The sequence below is a fragment of the Chryseobacterium sp. GW821-FHT04C04 genome (assembly GCF_059420365.1).
Genome location: NZ_JBWKTO010000002.1, coordinates 280,902 through 301,609, shown reverse-complemented (window position 1 = coordinate 301,609; position 20,708 = coordinate 280,902). Strand labels below are relative to the sequence as shown.

Here is a 20,708-nt window from a genome sequence, read left to right as displayed (position 1 = left end):
GGTAATCTGATATTTGGATATTTTTACCTGATTTTTACTGTTTTTATATCTATTATGATTTTGCGAAAATTTATTCTGGAGTGGAATGATCTACAATTATCAAAAGTGTTTTTAATAGTTATAGCAATCTTTCTGTTTTCTTCTCTTACTTATCTTTTTTTAGGGACTGCTTTAGTGAGAAAGAAATATTATCTGCAAAACTTAAAAGAAGAGATTATACTCAATACGTTGGAAAAACAGATTATAGTATTTAACAAAGAGAAAAGAACAGAAAGAATCATTGATTTCAGTAAAATTAAAGAAGTAGAATTATATTATTCCTGGGATTCAAACGCTTTTTCATCGGATTTGGGGTATTCTAAAATCGTCATTGAGAATAGTGATGAGGCTATTTTAATTACCCAGAACAATATTGATCAATATCATATCTATAAGGCTTTAAAGAATAAAGTAACCGTAAATAAGTCAAAATTCCTCAACAAATTATAAAGAAATGCATTGAGCCTTGCTTCTTATGTTGTTGGCTCTAAATTTGTAGCTTACCGGATGGTAATTATCAACTAAAAAACTAAATATACATGAAACTCTTTTATTCACTGGCTTTGCTGTCGATCAGTATGGCAGGCTATAGTCAGGAAAACCCTTACTGGTTTTCGGATGATATTAAAAAAAAAGTGGCAGATCCTAGCCAAAGTCAATCCTGGAAAAGCCAGATGGGGGCAACATACTATTCAATAAGCGGACAATATAAATCTGCATTGGAAAGTTGGGATACCACTTTCGGGAGAGTGAAAAAGCTGAGTACTGCGGATAGTTTGAAATTTACAAAACTTATTCCGGTCAATGCCCAAGACTATATTTTAGAAAAAGCAGGCCATGAAAAGGTGATCATTATCAATGAAGCTCATCATAATGCCAGTCACAGAACCTTTGCGTCTTCCTTACTGCAGGGATTATATGACAGAGGATATAGATATTTAGGGCTCGAAACATTAGCAGGCGATTCTTTACATATAACAAAATTTGCTACCCTCAACAGCGGATATTATTCTCAGGAACCAGAATTCGGAAATTTTATTTACAATGCTTTGAAAATTGGATTTAAGCTTTTTCCATACGAAGCCGAAGGCAATAATAAAGAAAGGGAAATTGGAGAAGCAAAAAATATCTCCGATTATATGCAGAAAAACAAAGAAGGGAAATACCTGATCTATTGTGGCTATCAGCACGCTTACGAAGGTATTCATAAATCGTGGGAAAAAACCATGGCGGGAAGGTTTTCAGATTTAACGGGTATCAATCCGTTTACCATCGATCAAACTCAATTCTCAGAAAAAAGCAACCTGAAATATAATGAACCCCTTTTGAGATTGATAAACAATACAGTTCCTGTTGTTTTAAAAGATGAAAATCAGATAATCTATAACGGTGAAGACAAAGAATTGTTTACCGATATTAAAATCATTCATCCTATCACAAAATATATCAAAGGCAGACCAGATTGGATGTTGACTAAAAATCGGAAGTTATATAAGATTCCAGTCTCTAAACTTCCAAGCTATCCGGTTTTGGTTTTGGCATACAGAAAAGGTGAGTTGGATCAAAAAGGTATTCCCGCCGACATCATTGAAATCAATGCCCCTAAGGACAATCGTTTTTTAATCCTTGATAAAGGAAACTATGATATTGTCATTAAAGATAAGGAGTACAAAATTATTAACAGATTTGAAAAAACGATTAGATAATATCTGTAACGTTATAAGTGGATTTGAAATATACAGGCAGAAAACCACGAAATGAAAAATAAATTAAGAAAAATAGTCATTGATAATAAGGAATATCTGTACATCGTTACAGATCAATTTCATTTTGAGACAGATACCAATACTTTGACATTGAAAGTTTTTTTAAGCGGCCAGAAAAAAACGCCTTTGATTATTGAATTTATGACTGTTCATTATTATATCATCGGACAGCCTTTAAAATCAGGGATTAAACTAAAAAATAAAATAACTGATTCTGAGGATGAAATAAATCTTAATGAACCCAAATACATAAGACAGCTTATTTTGCAGGGCATAAAAAACGGATGGTCTGGTATAAATCCAATGGCAATACAAGACGGACTCATCTATTTGAATGAACTGGGGTTTGAGACAGATGAATTAAGTCCCGGAAAATAATAGATTAACATAATAAGACCAACAATTATGAATAAGCGTTTGCTGAATCTCTTGTTCATTCTATCTTACAAAGTAATCAACGTTGATGGATCCCAGGATAATAATGTAACATTGAAAATTAATTAAAAATGGGTCTTTATTTATGTTGGAGAAGCAAAAAATAGTAAGAGAGTTGAAGTCAATAATCATCCCAATTAAAGTGAAAAATAAGTAGGTTAATAAACAGTTAATGGCATATTTGAATAAGAATCTGACATAATTTCTTTTTAAATTTACACCAATGAATAAGGCTTTGAATATTGTATTGAAGCAATATTAGCCTATTGAACATTTTGTATAGATTATGATAATGCTAAAGAAATATTTTTTACTCAATCTCGTATTAGTTTCCTCAATAGGATTTTCACAACATAAAAAAGAAGAAATACCAATTCAGACTCACTTCACAGGCAATAAAAATGGATCTAAGGGAGTACAAGAAATTAGCAGGCAATTAAAAGATTATACTATCGTTGGACTGGGAGAAGGAACCCATGGGACTAAAGAGTTTAATGAAATCAGAAGTGAGATTTCAAAGCAGCTGATTAACAAAAATGATTTTAGAATCGTAGCTTTTGAAAGCGCTTATGGCGATGCTTCACTTCTTAATGAGGCCGTTAATTCCGATGCTGATTTGAAGGTTGCATTAAAGCAATATGTGACCTCTATCTGGCAAACAAAGGAAATTAATGATCTTTTGGAGTGGATTAGAATATATAATAAGAATCATAAAGACAAAGTGATCATTTCCGGATTCGATACAGATTCTCTTACCAACAGTGCCAAAATTCTGAAAAAAACTACTGATTTGGGACAAGAGTATTCTGAGATGACAGAAGAAATTCAAAAGAAGGCAGTTTTGCAGGACCAAATGTGGGAAAAACAAAATGACCCATCTTTCAGACTAGATATGAAAGCGGTCATAAAGAACGGATCAGAAGGGTATTTACTGACTAAAAAAATAGATAGCTTATATGGTCCGAAGATGAATCTGAGTTCAAAACTGGCATTACATCATCTTGAATTGGGATTTAAGATCCCTTATGAAGCGGGTAAAAAGAATTATGATGTTTCTAGAGATTTTATCATGGCCGAAATGATTGAAAAAATTCAATCAGGATATCATAAAAAAATGATTCTTTTTGCACATGACGGACATATTGCCCTGAAGCCTATACTGGTAGACGGAATGGGAGGGTATCTAAAAGAAAAATATGGAAAAGAATACTATGCATTGGCCACATCTACAGCTTCCGGAACCTATAGTGCCACTACAGATCCCCGCGCAGTAAAAAATAACAAATACACCTCTTATCCGCTGCCAAAACAATTGGAAAATAGTTGGGAAGAGAAATTAGCAAGTAAAAAGTTTGAAAATTATTTTGTAGACTTCCGTGGAAACTCTGAAGAAATTTATGGACAAGCTTTTAAGATGAGATTAATGGGGTATGGGCCAATAACGCCAGCTTCAGAAAAATTTACGATAACAGAACCTCTTAAGCTGAACGAATGTTTTGACGGAATAATTTTTATAAAACATACGAACGCAGCAGAGCATTTATTTACTGATTAAACTTTCAGAGAGTTCTAATAGATTTTTATGAATCAATTTATAGATGGTCTGGCTTTTTCAAGTTAGACCGTTTTGTCATATCTTTGCACTATGATACGTATTACAAAAATTTTTACATTCGAAACTGCTCACGTGCTTTACAACTACGATGGGAAATGTAAAAATATGCATGGACACTCCTACAAGCTGTTTGTAACAGTGAAAGGAAAACCGATCAATGATATTGAAAATCCTAAAAATGGAATGGTGGTAGATTTCGGAGATATCAAAAGTATCGTAAAATCTGAGATCGTAGATGTATGGGACCATTCGGTTCTTGTCAATGCACTATCTCCACACAAAGAACTGGGGGATGACCTTGAACAGAAAGGACATAAAGTAATCTACTGCAGCTTCCAGCCAACTTGTGAAAACATGCTGTATGCTATTGCTGCAAAAGTTAAATCAAAACTTCCTGATGGAATTTCTTTAGCTTATCTTAAACTTCATGAGACAGAAAACTCTTATGGAGAATGGTTTGCAGAAGATAATCAATAATTATATCCCACAAAACTCAGAAGGTGTTAAAGACGATAATTAATTTAGAACCTGGAAAAAAAGTATATTTTGCTTCAGATCAGCATTTTGGTGCTCCTACGCCGAAGGAGAGCAAGGTGCGTGAGGATAAGTTTATACGTTGGATGGATGAGATCAAAGAAGATGCTCAGGTTTTGTTTTTAATGGGTGACCTTTTTGATTTCTGGCATGAATGGAAGCATGTTATTCCTAAAGGATATGTCCGGGTACTTGGAAAAATTGCAGAGCTTAAAGACAGAGGAATTCATATTTATTTCTTTGTCGGAAACCATGATCTGTGGATGAAAGATTATCTGGAAGAGGAGATAGGATGTACTGTTTTTTATCAGAAACAATATTTTGAAATGGGAGGGAAGCAGTTCCTGTTGGCACATGGAGATGGATTGGGACCTGGAGACAAAGGATATAAAAGAATGAAGAAATTATTCACCAATCCTGTGGCACAGTGGTTTTTCAAATGGCTTCATCCTGATATTGCAATGAAAGTTGCACTCTACCTTTCTCAGAAAAATAAAATGATCTCCGGCGAAGAAGACAAAGCTTTCCTGGGAGAAGATAAAGAGTTTCTGATTATTTATTCCAAAGAAAAGCTGAAGACTCAGAAGATAGATTACTTTATCTATGGGCACAGACATCTGCCTATGGTACTGGATCTGGAACAGAATTCAAAATATATCAATCTCGGAGACTGGATTTCTTATTTTACTTATGGGGTTTTTGAAAAGGACTTTGAACTAAAGACTTTTGAAAAATAAAGCAAAAAAAATTACCCCTAAAAAGAGGTAATCTTCGAATAGGCCGAAACCGATTCTTGTTTTTAATCCATATTCCAAATAAATACTTGCAATAAGTTTACCAAAATAGATTTGATAGATTAAAAAATTATTAAATAACATTGTTTTATCTTTGTAATTGCTTCATAGTGAGGAAGTAATAAGCTTAAAAAGTTTATGGAATTGAAAAATATGTTCAACATACAGACTGAAGAGGATTTTCTGAATGCATCATTGAAAACATTTCGATATCAATATGAAAATATTGAAATATACAGGAAATTTGTAGACTTTCTGAAGGTGAATCCTGATGAGGTAGACAGCTTGGTGAAAATTCCGTTTTTGCCAATAGAAATGTTTAAAAATCATTTGATTCTGGATAAAAACGTAAGTACAGATTTGTTTTTTCAAAGTTCGGGAACTACACAGATGAATCTTTCAAAGCATTTTATTGCAGATCCGGAACTTTATGAAGAGAGTATTTATAAAAGCTTTGAACAGTTTATAGGAAAACCTGAAGAATTTATTTTCCTGGGATTACTTCCTAGTTATCTGGAAAAACAGAATTCATCACTGATCTATATGGTGGATTATCTTATGAAAAAATCTGCCAAGCCGGAAAATGGATATTTCCTTTACAACCATTCTGAACTCTTTGACCTTTTGAACACATTACAGGATAGAAAAGTCATTCTCTTCGGAGTTTCCTTTGCTCTTCTTGACTTTTTAGACTATTGTCATTTCGAGCAAAGCGAAGAACCCCTCAACTTTCCTGAAAATTTAATAGTGATTGAAACCGGAGGAATGAAAGGGCGAAAAGAAGAAATGACCAAAGATGAACTGCTGAAAATCTTGCAGAATGGTCTTAAAACAGAAAAGATTTATTCAGAATATTCTATGACGGAACTGCTTTCACAGGCTTATTCACTTGGAAATAATGAATATAAATGCCCAAACTGGATGAGAATTATGGTTCGGAATGCAGAAGACCCTTTGGCTTACGAAAAAGAAGGAAGAACGGGGGCTATTAATATCATTGATCTTGCCAATATTCATTCCTGCTCATTTATTGCAACACAGGATCTTGGGAAAATAACAGGAGATAAGTTTCAGGTATTAGGAAGGATAGATCACTCTGATATCAGAGGATGCAGCCTATTGGTAAGCTAGGAAAAAGGATAGATCTCTTGTGAATTTTATCTTCATTTATATGTGAAGTGAAAATAACACTTAGCATAATTCACTATTGTACATTTTACAATCATACGAATGATCAAAATAGAAGAACTTACACATGCCTACATCCATGCCCATTGCGATTTTGAAAAAGAGATCGTACTGACTAATTATTTTCAGGCAGATTGGGAAGCGGATATACTGACCATCGATTCAGAAGGTGGAAGTCATGAAATAGAGATCAAGCTGTCAAAAAGTGATTTTAAAAATGATTTCAAAAAGTCATATCTCAATAAAGATACCGGAGAAAAATTTCTGAAACACGATAAAATTTCCTGTGGAGACTATATTTGTAATGCTTTCAGCTTTTTGCTCCCGATGGGAATGGTAGACGCTGCTCTTATCCCTGAGCATTGCGGGATTATCGAGTTTTACCATAACGTAGATACCTGGGAAACCGAATTTTACCTTATCCGCCAGCCTAAAAAGCTTCATGAAGATTCTTATTGGAAACTCAATGATAAAGACCTTTTTATCAGAAAAATGGCTTTGAATTTACTTCAGCGTAAAATGGAAATCAAAGGCAAGCATGAAGAACTGATCTTCAAAAACCCTTTTGAAATTAAAAAGATAAAATAAGAAATCCTGTTTCCATACAGGACTTTTTTGATGCTTTCTTTTTGTACATTAGTAGAACATAATTGTAATGGATAAATATATTACTGGAAATGACGGATGGATTTTTTATACTGATGGAGATGACATTGAAAAGTTACATTTAACATTAGAACATATCGTGAAAATTGCGTTCAATATATTGTTATTATGAATATTTCCAAGAATTAAAATGTAACCTTAGTCAAAAAACATGAAATTCATACAAATTATTCAATACACTTGTTTCACTGCATTGGTTGTTTCCTGTGGTGTGAATAACCGTTTAAAAGATTCCACGAATTTCAATAAAGAGAATGTTGTAATCAGAAATGACTTCAAAAAATATTTTGATGAATGCCGGGTAGAAGGATCTGTCGTAATATATGATAATAGCAAAAAGAAATGGTTTTTGTCAGACACTATTGATTCCAAAAAAGAAACCCTTCCTGCCTCAACTTTCAAAATCATTAATCTGCTGGTTGCCTTAGAAACAAAGATTATTAAGGATGAATATGATGTGGTAAAATGGACAGGGAAAACTGATACTGTAAAATATGGATTTAGGCCCGATATTTATCATGATATGACAGTGAAAGAAGCATTTCAGGTATCTGCAGGCTGGGTATTTGTAGAACTGGCAAAGGAAATTGGAAAGGAAAATTATAAGAAATATTTAATGCGCTCCCGTTATGGAAATCTTGATCTTTCACAAACAGATGCTGATTTTTGGAATTTTGGAAAATTTGAAATTTCACCAGTTAATCAGGTAGAATTTATAAAAAAATTATATACAGAAGATCTTCCTTTTTCAAAAAAAAATATTGAAATAGTAAAAAGAGTGATGGTTACTGAAAAAACGGAAGACTTTACGATCCGATCGAAAACAGGCTGGACAAGAGATAACGGAATAAACACCGGCTGGTGGGTGGGAAGCATAGAAAATAATAAAGGAACATATTTTTTTGCTACCAGACTTCTTCAAAACAGACAGATAAATAATCCTAATTTTGGAGCCTGTAGAAAAGAAATTACAAAAGCAGTCTTTAAGGACTTGAATATTATACAGTAAAAAATGATTGTATATCTACATTTCCTGAAGTTCTAATGTTGACGTTTTCTATTTATAATGGAAATTTGACATTGTTTTTCTAAAAATCACCAACTATTTTTGACCACATGACCAAAAAAAATAAACTATCTCGACCGAGATAGTTTATTTTTCTTAAAATTTATTTTTAATTTAATTAATCTGCAATTTCAGCAGTGTCTCTCTGAAGTAAGAACTTGTAGATCAATCCTCCTACAACTCCACCTAAGATAGGAGCTACCCAGAACAGCCAAAGCTGTGACATGGCAATTCCTCCCATGAAGACTGCTTGTGAAAGTGATCTTGCAGGGTTTACAGAGGTATTCGTAATCGGAATAGAGATCAGGTGGATCAAAGTAAGGGCAAGACCGATGGCAAGACCGGCAAACTTACCGTTGGCCCATTTATCCGTAGCTCCCATGATGACGATAAGGAAGAAAGCGGTTAATAAAAACTCAGCCAGGAATGCAGCACCCATGCTGAAAGCCTTTCCGTTGTAAACAGCCTCTCCGTAGAAGTTGGTGGCGAAATCTCCGGGTTTTGAGAATTCCACGGCTCCTGCTCCGTTAAGGATGGTATACAGACATCCTGCAGCGACAATTGCTCCCAGACACTGGGCTACAATGTAAGGGATAAGATCTTTGGCAGGAAATCTTCCCCCTGCTAAAAGTCCAAAAGAAACTGCCGGGTTAAAATGTCCCCCTGAAATGTGGCCTACCGCGTAAGCCATAGTCAGAACAGTAAGACCGAAGGCCAGGGCAACTCCTAAAAGTCCGATGCCAATGTCTGGAACACCAGCTGCAAAAACAGCGCTTCCACAACCTCCGAAAACAAGCCAAAATGTGCCGAAAAATTCAGCGAAAAGTTTTTTTATCATGTTGTTTATTGTTTAATGTATCTCAAATGTAAAATTTAAATCTTAAAGTAGAAAGTTAAAACTGAAAAAATATTTCAAAAAAGTGGGAACAAAAATTGTAAAATCAGTAATTTGGTGTAAAGTTTGTTTGGGATTTATTCACAGAGTATTATAGTCGGTTTTGGAAGAGATAACATAAATGTTTTATCTTTTATTTGTAATTTTAAATGATGGTGAATGAGAAAGTTTTTTTGTGTGGTCTTCGTGCCTTTTATTTATAGTTTACACTATTCGCAGACGGCGAAAAAATCTTTTCCCTGCTATGATCTTGCTGCTGTATTGAAGGTGGAGGCTACACCGCTTTACAAACCTCATCTTGATGCCTCAAAGAGTTTCGGAATACAGCTTCTGAAAGATTCCAAAACAGTACAGAAGTATATCAATAACGGGAAATTCCACAAAATAAAAAAGACCAGTAAAGGATATCAGATCCAGAGACTTGATTACAGCAGGGCTTATATGGTTTCAAAAGCAAAAACTACGTTGGAGAAAATAGGTTCAAAGTTCAGTAAAGACACAAAAGGTGGCACATTTACAGTTTCATCCATCACCAGAACTCTTGAAGACCAATGCAGGCTGAGAAGAGTAAATTCTAATGCCTCACTAGGAATTAGTTCTCATAATTACGGCAACTCTTTTGATATTTCTTATATAAGATTCAACAACGTTTTGAAGTATAATCCCAAAATGGAAGCTGCACTTGAAAAGGTACTGAAGCATTATGAAAAGGCCGGTAGAATCTATTATATCAAAGAAAAGCAGCAGAGCTGTTTTCATATTACGGTGAAAAATTATTAATAAAAATCTTCTTGCATAGCATATTTAGTTTATATACTTTTATACAACAAAAAAACTATGCTTATGACAACATTAAACATTGTAGACTACATGCTTCCTGTAGAAGAATGTAGAGCTGCAGCAGGTGAGTGGAAAGCTCGCTTTTCTGATTTTTCCAAAATTCAGAGTCTTATTCCTACCAACTATGTTTTTAGAATTTCCAGAGACCACCTTGAATGGATGAAAGGTTTTGAGGAATATAAAGAGTTTTGTTCGGCGATAGGGGTATATAAAGAGCGTTTGATTATGATTCTTTATCCTATGAATGATAAAGGAACAAAAATAGATGTAAAAGAATACCCATACTGCTTTCTTACCGAACTGGAGAAAGACGTGAGACTTCAGGAAATCCAGGAATATACCGTTGTTAAAAATGCAGTTCTTTCCAAAAGTCTTGAAAAAACAGAGAAAGATTCCAATATGTCTTTTCCTATATCCAGTACACCAATTCTTGAACAGGATATTGCAGTAAATGCTATTGAGCGCTGGAGAAATGAAGGGATGGATTGGTTTTACAAAGAATGCGGAGAAGATCAAGGAAGCGGGATTTTCAGAAAGTTCTATGTTCCTACAGCAGATCTTTGTCTTTCAGATGAAAACTTAGCAAGTATTACCTGCTCTTTTGGTCTTAAATACAATGATATTTATGGAAAAATGCTGGTAACCCTTATTTTTATCTCTTTCATAGAGAACCCTAAGAGTAATACAGTAGCTGGGGCGCAGACCATTTCAAATACCTATGACTGGGCAAAACCATGTCCTCCTATCTGCCGTATACCGGATGTAGATGTTGGATGTGAATTTTAAAATAATATACTCAAGGAATGGCCGAACTTTATAAGGTAATTTTATTCCTGAATTATGGACTGCTTCTATCTGTTATACTTTTGGGAGCAGCAAAATATCGCATATTACATTCTAAAGAAAAGCAGTATTTTTATTGTATTGCTTTTCTTTTTTTTATTGAATTACTGAACCTGGTATTACCCTATATCTTCAGGCTTAATGATACTTCATTTCTATATCCCTTCTACATTGCCGGGGAGTTTTTTCTGCTGACAGGATTATTCATCAGAAAACTGGATGGGCCAAAATCTGTTCTCGGTCTTACGGGTTCACTAGCAGTGGCTTTTATGATCTCGAAATATGGATTTGATTACCCTTCCAATGCTGATATTGCGAAAGTAGTTTCCAATATTATGATTATTTGCCTTTCCGGGGTTATGATGATCCGTGAGATTAAAAATACGTCTGCTCAGAACCGTTTTCTTCTCGTAGATGCCAGTATTTTTTTCTATTATTCTGTTTCAGTGTTTATCTTTATCGTACAGCATCAGATAGCCAACCTTTCAGAAAACGATTATTATATTATTCTCAGTGCTAATAATATTCTTTCGAGTATTTTGTACTGTTCATTTTTATATACATTTATCAAATTAAAGAAGTAACTTTAAATATCAATTTGCTTATTCTTATAATTGTTACCATAACAGTTATAGTATCGTTTATTCTGCTTGCTTACAGAGCTTTTATAACCAGAATTATTAAGGAGAAAAATGTACAGCATGAAGCGGAAGTTTTGCACCAGAAAAAATTAGTGCTGGAAAACATTAAAGCCCAGGAAGAAGAAAGAAAAAGAATTGCAGTAATGATTCATGATGACATTGGAAACCGGCTCAATATTCTTTCCCTATGGTTAAATAATCTTGATACTCAGGGTGATGATCTGATCAAAAAAAACATTTACAGTCAGATGTCTTCCCTGATTGATGCTGCCAGAGGTATTTCTCATTCATTATATCCTGTAAATCTGGAATCGGTGGGGCTGGTTTTATATGTTGAAGAATTAATATCCAACCTTTCCCACAAAATTAATATTTCCCTGCAGGTAATGCCGGGATATGAAAAAAAAGATCTTTTTGTAGAAGTACAGCTGTATAGAATTATTCAGGAATTTACAACCAATGTGATCAAGCATTCAAATGCCGCGGACCTTTGGATCTATATTAAAGATTATCCTGAAAATATGGCGGTCATTATTTCAGATAACGGACAAGGCTTCGAATATGAAGATGTAAAAAAAGGAATGGGAATTAAAAATATTGAATCCCGTATCAAATCTATGAACGCTACACACAAATGGAAAAAAACTTTTTCGAATAAAGGAAGTCGTTTAATCATAAAAATTCCAAAACATCATGAGTTCCCAAATCAAACTAGCACTGATTGATGATGAACAGCTGATCCTCGAAGGGGTAAAAATGTTGCTGTCCAATGAAAAAAATATATCGGTATGCCTTACCGCAGATAATGGCCCCGATTTTATAGTAGACCTCGAAAAACTTTCAGAAGATGAATTTCCTGATATTGCCCTTGTAGATGTTCAGATGAAACCTATGAATGGCTTTGAACTGGTAGAAATCTTAAAAGAAAAACATCCTGACCTTAAAATTATTATTCTATCATCCCATTATAAGACCTCTATCCTTGGATATATGGTGAAACTGGGAGTGTCAGCATTTCTTCCAAAAAACTCAAATAAAAAAACGTTTATTGAGGCCATTACGATGGTTGACAAAAACGGAGTTTTCTTTACAGCGGAAGATCATCAAATGCTGTTTACCTATATGAACAGTACTGCCAAGAAAAATTCCCTTTTTGAGACAGAAGATGAGCTTTCTGAAAGAGAAAAAGATGTTGTAAAACTGATCTGTCAGGAGTTTACCAACAACGAAATAGGAGAAAAACTCTTTATCAGTCCAAGAACCGTAGAAAGTCACAGACAGCGTATTCTGGAGAAGATAGGAGCCAAAAATACAGTAGGGATAGTCATTTATGCCATTGTCAACAATATTTATTCCCTTGAAAAAATATAACTTGATTCCGTAGAAATACGGAATTTTTTATTTAGTACTTTTCACTCTAGTTAACCTTGCTTTTCTTCTGTTATTTTGAAATGTCTCTTTTAGGGATTTTAGTTGAAAAAAAACACAAACAAGATCTGTAATAAAATTAAAGTAAAAACATGAATGGCAGCAGCGTGATTTCCGTTGGGATTTTCTTCGACGGTACAGGAAATAATGGGGTAAATATTCTTTCACCGGACAAACCGCTCAATAATAATGAAAGCTACTATGGGAACTTCACTAATATCTATAAATTATACAGTTTATTTATGGGTGATGAAAAAATATATATCGAAGGAATTGGAACTGTAGCAGGTAGTGAAGATAATAATTTTGCAATGGCAACATGTGCAAACCCGCCGTACGGAAATGGATATTCTTCTGATGATAAGCTTCAGAAAGCAGAGGAATTTGTACGGCAGATTACTCTTGATGAGACAAAGGTATATCATTTTTATATCTATGGATTTGGCAGAGGTGGGATGCTGGCAAGAACTTTCTGCAACCATCTTTTAACTTATTATTCTCTGGAAAATTGCAGGATAAAATTTTTAGGAGCTTTTGATACCGTAGAATCCAAGCCTTTCAATACCTATAATCTGAGCGTTCCTGTCCAGGTAGAAAATGCGTTGCATATCTGTGCAGTGAATGAGAGTCGGTTTTTCTTCCCGCTTACCGGGTTTTTTGAAAATTCAAAAGTAATGCAGGACCAGAAATCTGAAAAGCAGTCATCGGTTTGGAAAGAAATCTTTGTACCAGGTGATCATGCAGATATAGGCGGCGGCTATCTGGAAGGACCGCAATCTGTTTATATTTCTACAGATTTCATGAATATTGATGATCTGCATAATTATGTTTCAGATATCAGAAATGCAAAAACCAATGCTGAAGGAAATAAAATCTGGGACGTTCTGCTTTCCGGCTATGAAGTTGAAACAAAAGATGGTCTTTCGCAGGCTTATGTATGCCGGGATAAAGTATACAATGATCTTTCAAAAGTATATGGAAAGCTCATGATGGATGAGACCAATACAATATTGCCCATCTTCAGCACAGAAAACAATGCCTATTTTGGAACAGATTATAATAAACATTCTTTTCTCAACCGTTTTTATAGCAAAATGAAAGAATATATACAAGATCTTTCCATCAATAAAAAACCGATCTATGATTTCGGAAGATTTGCAGATTATACCCATATTTCTTCCAATTTTGGCTTATACAATAAAATTTTCCAGAAAAGAACACCTAAGGAAATTAATATTGAACTGATCAATAACGGATTAAATGTTTCCAGCAGTACCTCTGTGGATCAGACCAGTGAGGTCAGGCTTTCCGTAGAACTTCATTTGCCGGAAGACAGCTTTGTAGCAGATTTTCTGTATGGAACAAACGTTCCCAACAATGATATCTGGATTCGCTCAATTTTAAAAACACCCTCAACTATCAAGTTAAACGGAATTAATAATTAACGCTATCACTTCTCAGTTTTAAATTTAGGTTAGGGGACATCATTCAGGTGTCTCCTTTTCTGTGAAAAATACTGATTATCAATTAAGTATAAGTACTTAGTTTTAAATTTGGTACATTCTACTGTAGTTTTTGGATTTTAATTCTCGTTATTTTGAACTGTTCATTGAATGATGCTTTAAATAAAAAAATATGAGCAAAGGCGTATTCTGAAAAGCCTACTACCAAAGAGAGTAAGAACACCAAAGATTAAAACAATGGAAAAGACACTGATTCAAAGACCTGGAACTAGCATATACTCAATTAACTTTGATTTTACATCCGCTGAACAAAGAGAAATCTTACAATACCTGCAGGCAAATGGTTATCAACTCATGGGGTACAAAGGGGCAACAGGTTCAAACCAAATTACTTCAGGAGTACCGGCTTGGTTTGCCACCAGCTTTGGGAATATGTTTGGTACAGAAGAAATTTATTGTGAACGGAAATATAAAGTATATGTTTTCAATCAATCTGTTATTGATCCTAATACTACCATTCAGATGCAGGCATTATCACAGGAAATTCCTTTAGGAACAGCCATCAATTTCCATCAGGACGGTACATTTTCGATGGAGGGTACCACTTCTGAAGAAGTAATCACCGTAAGAAATGAAAGACCGGCAGGTACCCCTAATATTACAATAGGACTTGCTGCAAAAGTAAATGGAAACTTTGCTCCTTTCTGTGCTTTTACATGTGTCCCACAAGGGGAAGTGAGTATGCAGCCTAATGAAAACATAGTTGTATTCGCTTCTCAGGTAAATATAAATTCCGGTACCGTTACGAGTAATGCAATGGCATCAGGATGCAGCTTTACATTTAATGCCCGGAATACAGAGTATGATTTGCAGATGATTCGGGGAACTTATGGCATTACAAATGCACCCGGAGCTACTTTTGTAGACGCGGTATCTGCAGGACAGCTATTGATACAGCTTCTCAATAAATAAAATTAAATATCCAATCACCAAAATACATAATTATGACAGTTTCAGCATGGCTTAAAAAAGCAAAAAAACTTTTAGAGACTTTTGAATACGAAATCAGTATCAAAAATGGGAGTAAAAAAATGACTATGGCTCAGGCTACCAGTTTGAACGAATTGCAACATGAAATAGGATCTCACCACGGGATCAAGCAGGTAACCTACAAAGAGGGTGCACAAACCCTTGTAGAGATGATTGCAATGGTAGAATCGGGAAGAAAAACACCCCCGCTTACCGCTGGATAAAAATTTTATACATCAGTGACATTAAAGGAAAAAGCAGCCTATTTCGGGCTGCTTTTTTTATTTCTGGGCTATTCATTTCTTTTTCCGTATTTTTGCGGGCGAAAATTCATTATTCATTACTAATTATCAATTAAAATGCTTTCGGTTCAAAGTTTAGGATTACATCATTCAGGAAATTATTTATTTCAAAATGTCAATTTCACCATTAAAAAGGATGATAAAGTAGGTCTGGTAGGTAAAAATGGAGCGGGGAAGTCCACTTTATTGAAAATGCTTTCCAAAGAAATTAATTTCTACGAAGGAGAAGTGGTCACTGAAGGAAGTGTTACCATTGGTTTCCTGAAACAGGATCTTGATTTCGTAAAAGGAAGAACGGTTTGGGCTGAAACAATGCAGGCTTTCGAGCAGATTAATGCATGGAAAAACGAGCTTGAGGAGGTGAATCACCAAATGACTGTCAGAACAGACTACGAAAGTGATTCTTATACAGATCTGATTAATAAAATGACCGAGCTGAATGACCTTTTGATGAACCATGATGCCTACAATCTTGAAGGTGATATGGAGAAAGTGTTATTTGGTTTAGGATTTAAAGCTGATGATTTCCAAAAAATCACCGATGAATTTTCCGGAGGATGGAGAATGAGAATCGAATTGGCAAAATTACTTCTGCAGAAGAATGACATTATGCTTCTCGATGAGCCAACCAACCACCTGGATATGGAATCCATCATCTGGTTGGAAAACTTCCTGAAGGACTATCCGGGAGCTATTGTTCTTGTAAGTCACGATAAACAGTTTATGACTGCGGTTTGTAACCGTACTTTCGATATCAATAATAGAAAAGTTGATGATTATAAAGCCAATTACTCCAAGTATTTGGTCATGAGAGAAGATCGCCGTGAAAAACTGATTCAGGCTAAAAAGAATCAGGATGCGGAGATCAAACAAATGGAAGATAATATTAATAAGTTCCGTGCAAGTGCTACAAAAGCATCATTCGCGCAATCGCTTATTAAAAGATTAGATAAAATAGAACGTATCGAAGTTGACAATGAAGACGTTTCAAAGTTCAACATTCGTTTCGTACAATCTATGGTTCCGGGGAAAGTGATCTTCGAAGCAATAAATCTTGGGAAAGCTTACGGGCAGAAACAGATTTTTGATGATGTAGATTTCATTGTTCAGAGAGGAGACAGAATTGCTCTTTTAGGACAGAACGGACAAGGAAAAACAACTTTAGCTAAAATTTTAGCAGGAGATATTAAAGACTATTCAGGAACCTGGAATCTTGGTCACAATGTGAATATCGGGTACTTCGCTCAGAATCAGGAAGAGGTCTTAACACCTAATAAAACGGTTCTGGAAGAAGCAGAAGATGCTGCAACAGAAGAGACAAGACCTAGAGTAAGAGACTTATTAGGATCTTTCCTGTTCCAGGGAGATGCCGTTTCTAAGAAAACAAAAGTACTTTCCGGAGGAGAGAGAAACCGTCTGGCACTCTGTAAACTATTGCTTCGTCCTTTCAATACGTTGATTATGGATGAACCTACCAACCACCTTGATATCCAGTCTAAGGAAATTATCAAGCTGGCATTGCAGAATTTTGAAGGAACTTTGATTGTGATCTCTCACGACAGGGAATTCCTTCAGGGACTTTGTGACAAGATCTACGAATTCCGTGATGGAAAAATGAAAGAATTCCTTGGAGATATCAACGAATATCTTGAATACAGACAAAAAGAAACGATTAGAGAAATTTCTGCAGAAAAAGCCAAACTTCACCAGGAAGTAAAGGTAGAACCTAAGAAAGTAGAAGAAAAACCAGCTGTGAGCAGCAGTCAGACTTCTAATATTGTGAGTAAAGAGCAGAAAAATATTCAGAATAAAATCAAAAAAGTAGAAGAGAAAATTTCTGAACTTGAAACAAAAGTAGAGGAAATGGAAGCTTCTTTTGCTAAAGAAAACCCTTCAGATGAAACCTTAGAGCAATACAATAAAGCTAAGGAAGAGCTGGACACAGCACTGCAGGAGTGGGAATATCTTGGAACTCAACTTGATTAAAAATAAAATAGAAATGCTTCATCGACTAAAAATTGTGAAGCATTTTTTGTAACAGAACCTTATTTATTATTACATATTATCAATAGTTGCAAAGTAATTTAATAAAAGTTTAAGGAAACAATTAAATTATTTTCATAATTTTGAACCATGATTTTTAAAGAAAGCAGAAATTTAAAGAGTTTTATCTCCAAGCTATTGTTTGGGGTATACTTCCTTGCGCTGCTTTCTCAGAGCTTTCACCATCACGATTCTGTCGACTATTTTAAGGCTTTCAATCTTAAAAAAGTGGAGAATACAGTGACGAAAGCCGTTACTAAAGAGAAAGCTGGCGATTGTCTGGCCTGCCACTTTTTGGTTACCGGACATACCTTAGCTCCTGAAGAATTCAGTTTTACTTTCGAGCATTACAGCCATGAAGTAAAACAAATCATCGCCGTTCAGGAGAAAATCTGGTCTCAGACCAAATTCAATTTTCAACTTCGGGGACCGCCCGCAATTTCATAATTCATAGATTCTATAGGGTTTAAAGTTTGATACTTTAAAGTTCAATGTTTAATGCTTCAAATTTGATGTTTAAAGCTTAAGGTATAAAGTTGTTAGGAAAAACAACGGTTAATTTGTAATTGATATTTGATAATGTTCAATTGCTAATTTCTAGCTTCTAACCTCTAACTTCTCATCATGAATGCATTTTACAATCAAACTAGCCCTTTCGACAAATTTTAACGAAAAATGTACCTTATTGAAAGGTACGCAATCAATCTATTTACAATGAAATTGATATATTGCCTGCTGCTGATCTTTTGTGGATCAGTATTTACAAGTGCACAAAAAACTTATACTGTAGAAGGAACCGTTCAGGATTTTCACGACAAAACTATGTTGGAGAATGCTGTAATTAAAATCGGAAGCTTTACAGCGAAAACCAATAAGAATGGTAAATTTTCTTTTGACAAAATTCCTGCAGGGAAGTATACACTCGTTGCGCAGCATCCTGATTGCGATGACTATACTGAAAATATAGGAGTTAATAAGGATATTCAGCTGGTGATTACCCTGGAGCATCATATCAAGGATATTGAAACGGTAACTATTCACGGAAGTCACAAGAACAATGGAAGCATGGTTGTGAAAACCATTGACAAAGCAATGATTTCAAGAAATGTTAGTGAAAACCTGGGGAATCTTTTAACTAATATTTCTGGGGTTAATGTTCTTAAGACAGGAAATAACATTGCAAAACCTATTATTCATGGGCTTTATGGAAGTAGAGTTTCCATTCTTAATGATGGGGTGAAACTTGCCGAACAGGAATGGGGGGTAGAACATGCACCCAATGTAGATGTCAATAATTTTGAACATATTGATGTGATAAAAGGAGCATCTGCCTTGAAATACGGAGGGGGAGCTGTAGGCGGAGTTGTTGTTTTACAGCCTCAGGTTTTACCTAAGAAAGATACCATCATGGGGAGTGTTTCTCTTTCTGGAATTTCTAACGGAAGAGGAGCTGATCTTAATGTAAAACTAGCAAAAACATGGGAAAACGGTTGGGCAATAAAAACCAATGGAAGCTATAAAAAACTGGGCGATCTTGAAGCTCCGGAGTATGGCTTGATGAATACCGGACTAGAGAGCTCCGGATTTAATTTTGGAGTTCAGAAGATGACATTTGAAAAAGGTTTTTCATTTGATTATTATCTGACAAAGAGCACAGTGGGAATTCTTAGAAGCTCTCATGTAGGGAATTCTGAAGATTTGCGTAATGCTCTTACAGCACCACAACCCGTTTACCAAAGAGATTTTAGTTATGATATTGATAATCCCAAACAGGAAATCGAGCATCATATTGCTAAAGTATCTGCTTACAAAAGATTTGAAAATTTTGGAAAAATCACGGCTACTTATAGTTTTCAGTACAATCATAGAAAAGAATATGATATCAGACGTACAGAAGAACTGAGTAAAAAGCCAGCTTTGGACCTTGAGCTGATCACCAACGATCTGAATGTGAATCACCTGATAGAAAGAGGAAAATGGAATCTTGAAACAGGAATCAATGCAGGATATCAAAACAACTATTCCAATACTCAGACTGAGGCGAGACGACTTGTTCCAAATTATGACAGATATTATGCAGGAATTTATTCTGTATTAAAATATAAAATCGCCCCCCAACTGGATCTTGAATTGGGAGGAAGATATGATTTTGATCATTATGACGTAACAAAGTGGTATGATCTGAGTGACTGGAATAAACAGTATGCAGCAGATTATTCAGATTTTGTAGTAAGAATAAACCAAAACAGGATTCTTACAAACCCCTCTTTAAGCTATAATAATGTTTCTGTAAACGGAGGGCTTGTTTATCATCCATCTGAATACTTTAACTTGAAATTCAATTATGCCAGAGTTTCCAGATCTCCGAATGTTGCAGAACTTTTTGCAGACGGACTTCACCATTCTGCAGCCATTATTGAAAGAGGAGATATGAGAATGAAAAGTGAAACGGGAAATCAGTTTAACTTAGTGGCTGATGTAAAAGCAAATATTTTAAAAGGATTGAATGTTTCAGTAAACCCATATTTCTTTTATACTCAAAATTTCATCAACCAAATTCCTACAGGATATCAGAATACACAATGGGGCGGGGCTTTTGTAGTCTATAATTATCAACAGATCAATGCGAAAATGTATGGATTGGATCTGGATGTTCAGCTTAAGATCACGGATAATCTGACCTATAAAGGAAGCGGATCTTATGTGTATGGACAGGATCTGACTAATGATGTACCTCTTATTTTAATGATGCCACCGAATTTTAATAATTCATTGGAGTTCAATAAGAAAGAATGGAAAAACTTTTATTTTACAGTAAGTAACAATACTTATTTAAAACAAACAAGATTTCCGGTTTATAACGTCCCCATCAGATTATTTGATTCTGACGGAAATGCTTACAATGAAGAAGTAGATATTTCTACACCTCCAAATGGATATTCACTTTGGAACCTTCAGACGGGGGTGAATCTGTCTAAAAATTTCGGAGTTGACTTTTCAATTCGAAACGTATTCAATACGTCTTACAGAGATTATCTGAACAGACTTCGTTTCTTTTCCAACGAAATGGGAAGAAACTTTATTTTAACTCTTAAATATCAATTTTAATTACTTAAAATCA

The 20,708-nt window shown here is 34.9% G+C and carries 21 protein-coding genes; 20 read left to right on the top strand and 1 reads right to left on the bottom strand.

Annotated features, from left to right (window positions below; genetic code table 11):
• Positions 1 to 105 precede the first annotated feature (105 nt).
• From AC07UM_RS07570 to AC07UM_RS07530, 9 genes are all read left to right on the top strand, one after another.
• Entirely contained in the window at positions 106 to 489 is a 384-nt protein-coding gene (locus AC07UM_RS07570) for a hypothetical protein (protein WP_494681919.1), read from the top strand.
• Between the two features lie 89 nt (positions 490 to 578).
• Positions 579 to 1,745, top strand: a complete 1,167-nt coding sequence (locus AC07UM_RS07565; RefSeq protein ID WP_494681918.1) for a hypothetical protein — start codon at positions 579 to 581, stop codon at positions 1,743 to 1,745.
• 51 nt (positions 1,746 to 1,796) lie between these two features.
• On the top strand, positions 1,797 to 2,183 hold the full coding sequence (locus AC07UM_RS07560) for a hypothetical protein (RefSeq protein ID WP_494681917.1): 387 nt from the start codon (positions 1,797 to 1,799) through the stop codon (positions 2,181 to 2,183).
• 349 nt (positions 2,184 to 2,532) lie between these two features.
• Positions 2,533 to 3,795 (top strand): erythromycin esterase family protein, encoded by a 1,263-nt coding sequence (locus AC07UM_RS07555; protein ID WP_494681916.1) that lies wholly within the window; start codon positions 2,533 to 2,535, stop codon positions 3,793 to 3,795.
• A 90-nt stretch (positions 3,796 to 3,885) separates the two neighbouring features.
• Positions 3,886 to 4,332 carry a 6-pyruvoyl trahydropterin synthase family protein gene (locus tag AC07UM_RS07550; RefSeq protein ID WP_103231814.1) on the top strand — a complete coding sequence of 149 codons (447 nt, stop codon included), beginning with the start codon at positions 3,886 to 3,888 and terminating at the stop codon, positions 4,330 to 4,332.
• A 23-nt stretch (positions 4,333 to 4,355) separates the two neighbouring features.
• Positions 4,356 to 5,126 carry a UDP-2,3-diacylglucosamine diphosphatase gene (locus tag AC07UM_RS07545; RefSeq protein WP_103231813.1) on the top strand — a complete coding sequence of 257 codons (771 nt, stop codon included), beginning with the start codon at positions 4,356 to 4,358 and terminating at the stop codon, positions 5,124 to 5,126.
• A 195-nt stretch (positions 5,127 to 5,321) separates the two neighbouring features.
• Positions 5,322 to 6,314 carry a LuxE/PaaK family acyltransferase gene (locus tag AC07UM_RS07540; RefSeq protein WP_494681915.1) on the top strand — a complete coding sequence of 331 codons (993 nt, stop codon included), beginning with the start codon at positions 5,322 to 5,324 and terminating at the stop codon, positions 6,312 to 6,314.
• 99 nt (positions 6,315 to 6,413) lie between these two features.
• Entirely contained in the window at positions 6,414 to 6,959 is a 546-nt protein-coding gene (locus AC07UM_RS07535; protein ID WP_494681914.1) for a hypothetical protein, read from the top strand.
• 229 nt (positions 6,960 to 7,188) lie between these two features.
• Positions 7,189 to 8,046, top strand: a complete 858-nt coding sequence (locus AC07UM_RS07530; protein ID WP_494681913.1) for a penicillin-binding transpeptidase domain-containing protein — start codon at positions 7,189 to 7,191, stop codon at positions 8,044 to 8,046.
• Between the two features lie 175 nt (positions 8,047 to 8,221).
• Here the strand turns inward: AC07UM_RS07530 and aqpZ are convergent, their stop codons facing one another.
• Positions 8,222 to 8,938, bottom strand: coding sequence for an aquaporin Z (gene aqpZ / locus AC07UM_RS07525; RefSeq protein ID WP_034696881.1), 717 nt, complete (start codon positions 8,936 to 8,938; stop codon positions 8,222 to 8,224).
• Positions 8,939 to 9,157: 219 nt separating this feature from the next.
• Here aqpZ and AC07UM_RS07520 point away from each other — a divergent pair, with 219 nt between their 5' ends.
• The 11 genes from AC07UM_RS07520 (at position 9,158) to AC07UM_RS07470 (ending at position 20,695) form a co-directional block, all read left to right on the top strand.
• Positions 9,158 to 9,778 carry a DUF5715 family protein gene (locus tag AC07UM_RS07520; RefSeq protein ID WP_494681912.1) on the top strand — a complete coding sequence of 207 codons (621 nt, stop codon included), beginning with the start codon at positions 9,158 to 9,160 and terminating at the stop codon, positions 9,776 to 9,778.
• Between the two features lie 63 nt (positions 9,779 to 9,841).
• Positions 9,842 to 10,624, top strand: a complete 783-nt coding sequence (locus AC07UM_RS07515; RefSeq protein WP_494681911.1) for a hypothetical protein — start codon at positions 9,842 to 9,844, stop codon at positions 10,622 to 10,624.
• Positions 10,625 to 10,641: 17 nt separating this feature from the next.
• A complete protein-coding gene (locus tag AC07UM_RS07510; protein WP_494681910.1) occupies positions 10,642 to 11,265 on the top strand; it encodes a hypothetical protein in 624 nt (207 codons plus the stop codon).
• A gap of 14 nt (positions 11,266 to 11,279) precedes the next feature.
• Positions 11,280 to 12,047, top strand: a complete 768-nt coding sequence (locus AC07UM_RS07505; RefSeq protein WP_494681909.1) for a sensor histidine kinase — start codon at positions 11,280 to 11,282, stop codon at positions 12,045 to 12,047.
• Positions 12,016 to 12,693, top strand: coding sequence for a response regulator transcription factor (locus tag AC07UM_RS07500; protein ID WP_494681908.1), 678 nt, complete (start codon positions 12,016 to 12,018; stop codon positions 12,691 to 12,693). The genes AC07UM_RS07505 and AC07UM_RS07500 overlap by 32 nt, the downstream gene beginning before the upstream one ends.
• 149 nt (positions 12,694 to 12,842) lie before the next feature.
• Positions 12,843 to 14,195, top strand: a complete 1,353-nt coding sequence (locus tag AC07UM_RS07495) for a T6SS phospholipase effector Tle1-like catalytic domain-containing protein (protein ID WP_494681907.1) — start codon at positions 12,843 to 12,845, stop codon at positions 14,193 to 14,195.
• Between the two features lie 255 nt (positions 14,196 to 14,450).
• Positions 14,451 to 15,185 (top strand): hypothetical protein, encoded by a 735-nt coding sequence (locus tag AC07UM_RS07490; RefSeq protein WP_494681906.1) that lies wholly within the window; start codon positions 14,451 to 14,453, stop codon positions 15,183 to 15,185.
• A gap of 32 nt (positions 15,186 to 15,217) precedes the next feature.
• Positions 15,218 to 15,466, top strand: a complete 249-nt coding sequence (locus tag AC07UM_RS07485) for a hypothetical protein (RefSeq protein ID WP_103231806.1) — start codon at positions 15,218 to 15,220, stop codon at positions 15,464 to 15,466.
• A gap of 135 nt (positions 15,467 to 15,601) precedes the next feature.
• Positions 15,602 to 17,530: an ABC-F family ATP-binding cassette domain-containing protein gene (locus tag AC07UM_RS07480; protein ID WP_494681905.1), complete on the top strand. Its 1,929-nt coding sequence runs from the start codon at positions 15,602 to 15,604 to the stop codon at positions 17,528 to 17,530.
• A gap of 147 nt (positions 17,531 to 17,677) precedes the next feature.
• Positions 17,678 to 18,034, top strand: coding sequence for a hypothetical protein (locus AC07UM_RS07475; protein ID WP_165835308.1), 357 nt, complete (start codon positions 17,678 to 17,680; stop codon positions 18,032 to 18,034).
• Positions 18,035 to 18,301: 267 nt separating this feature from the next.
• A complete protein-coding gene (locus AC07UM_RS07470; protein WP_494681904.1) occupies positions 18,302 to 20,695 on the top strand; it encodes a TonB-dependent receptor in 2,394 nt (797 codons plus the stop codon).
• The last annotated feature ends 13 nt before the right edge of the window (positions 20,696 to 20,708 follow it).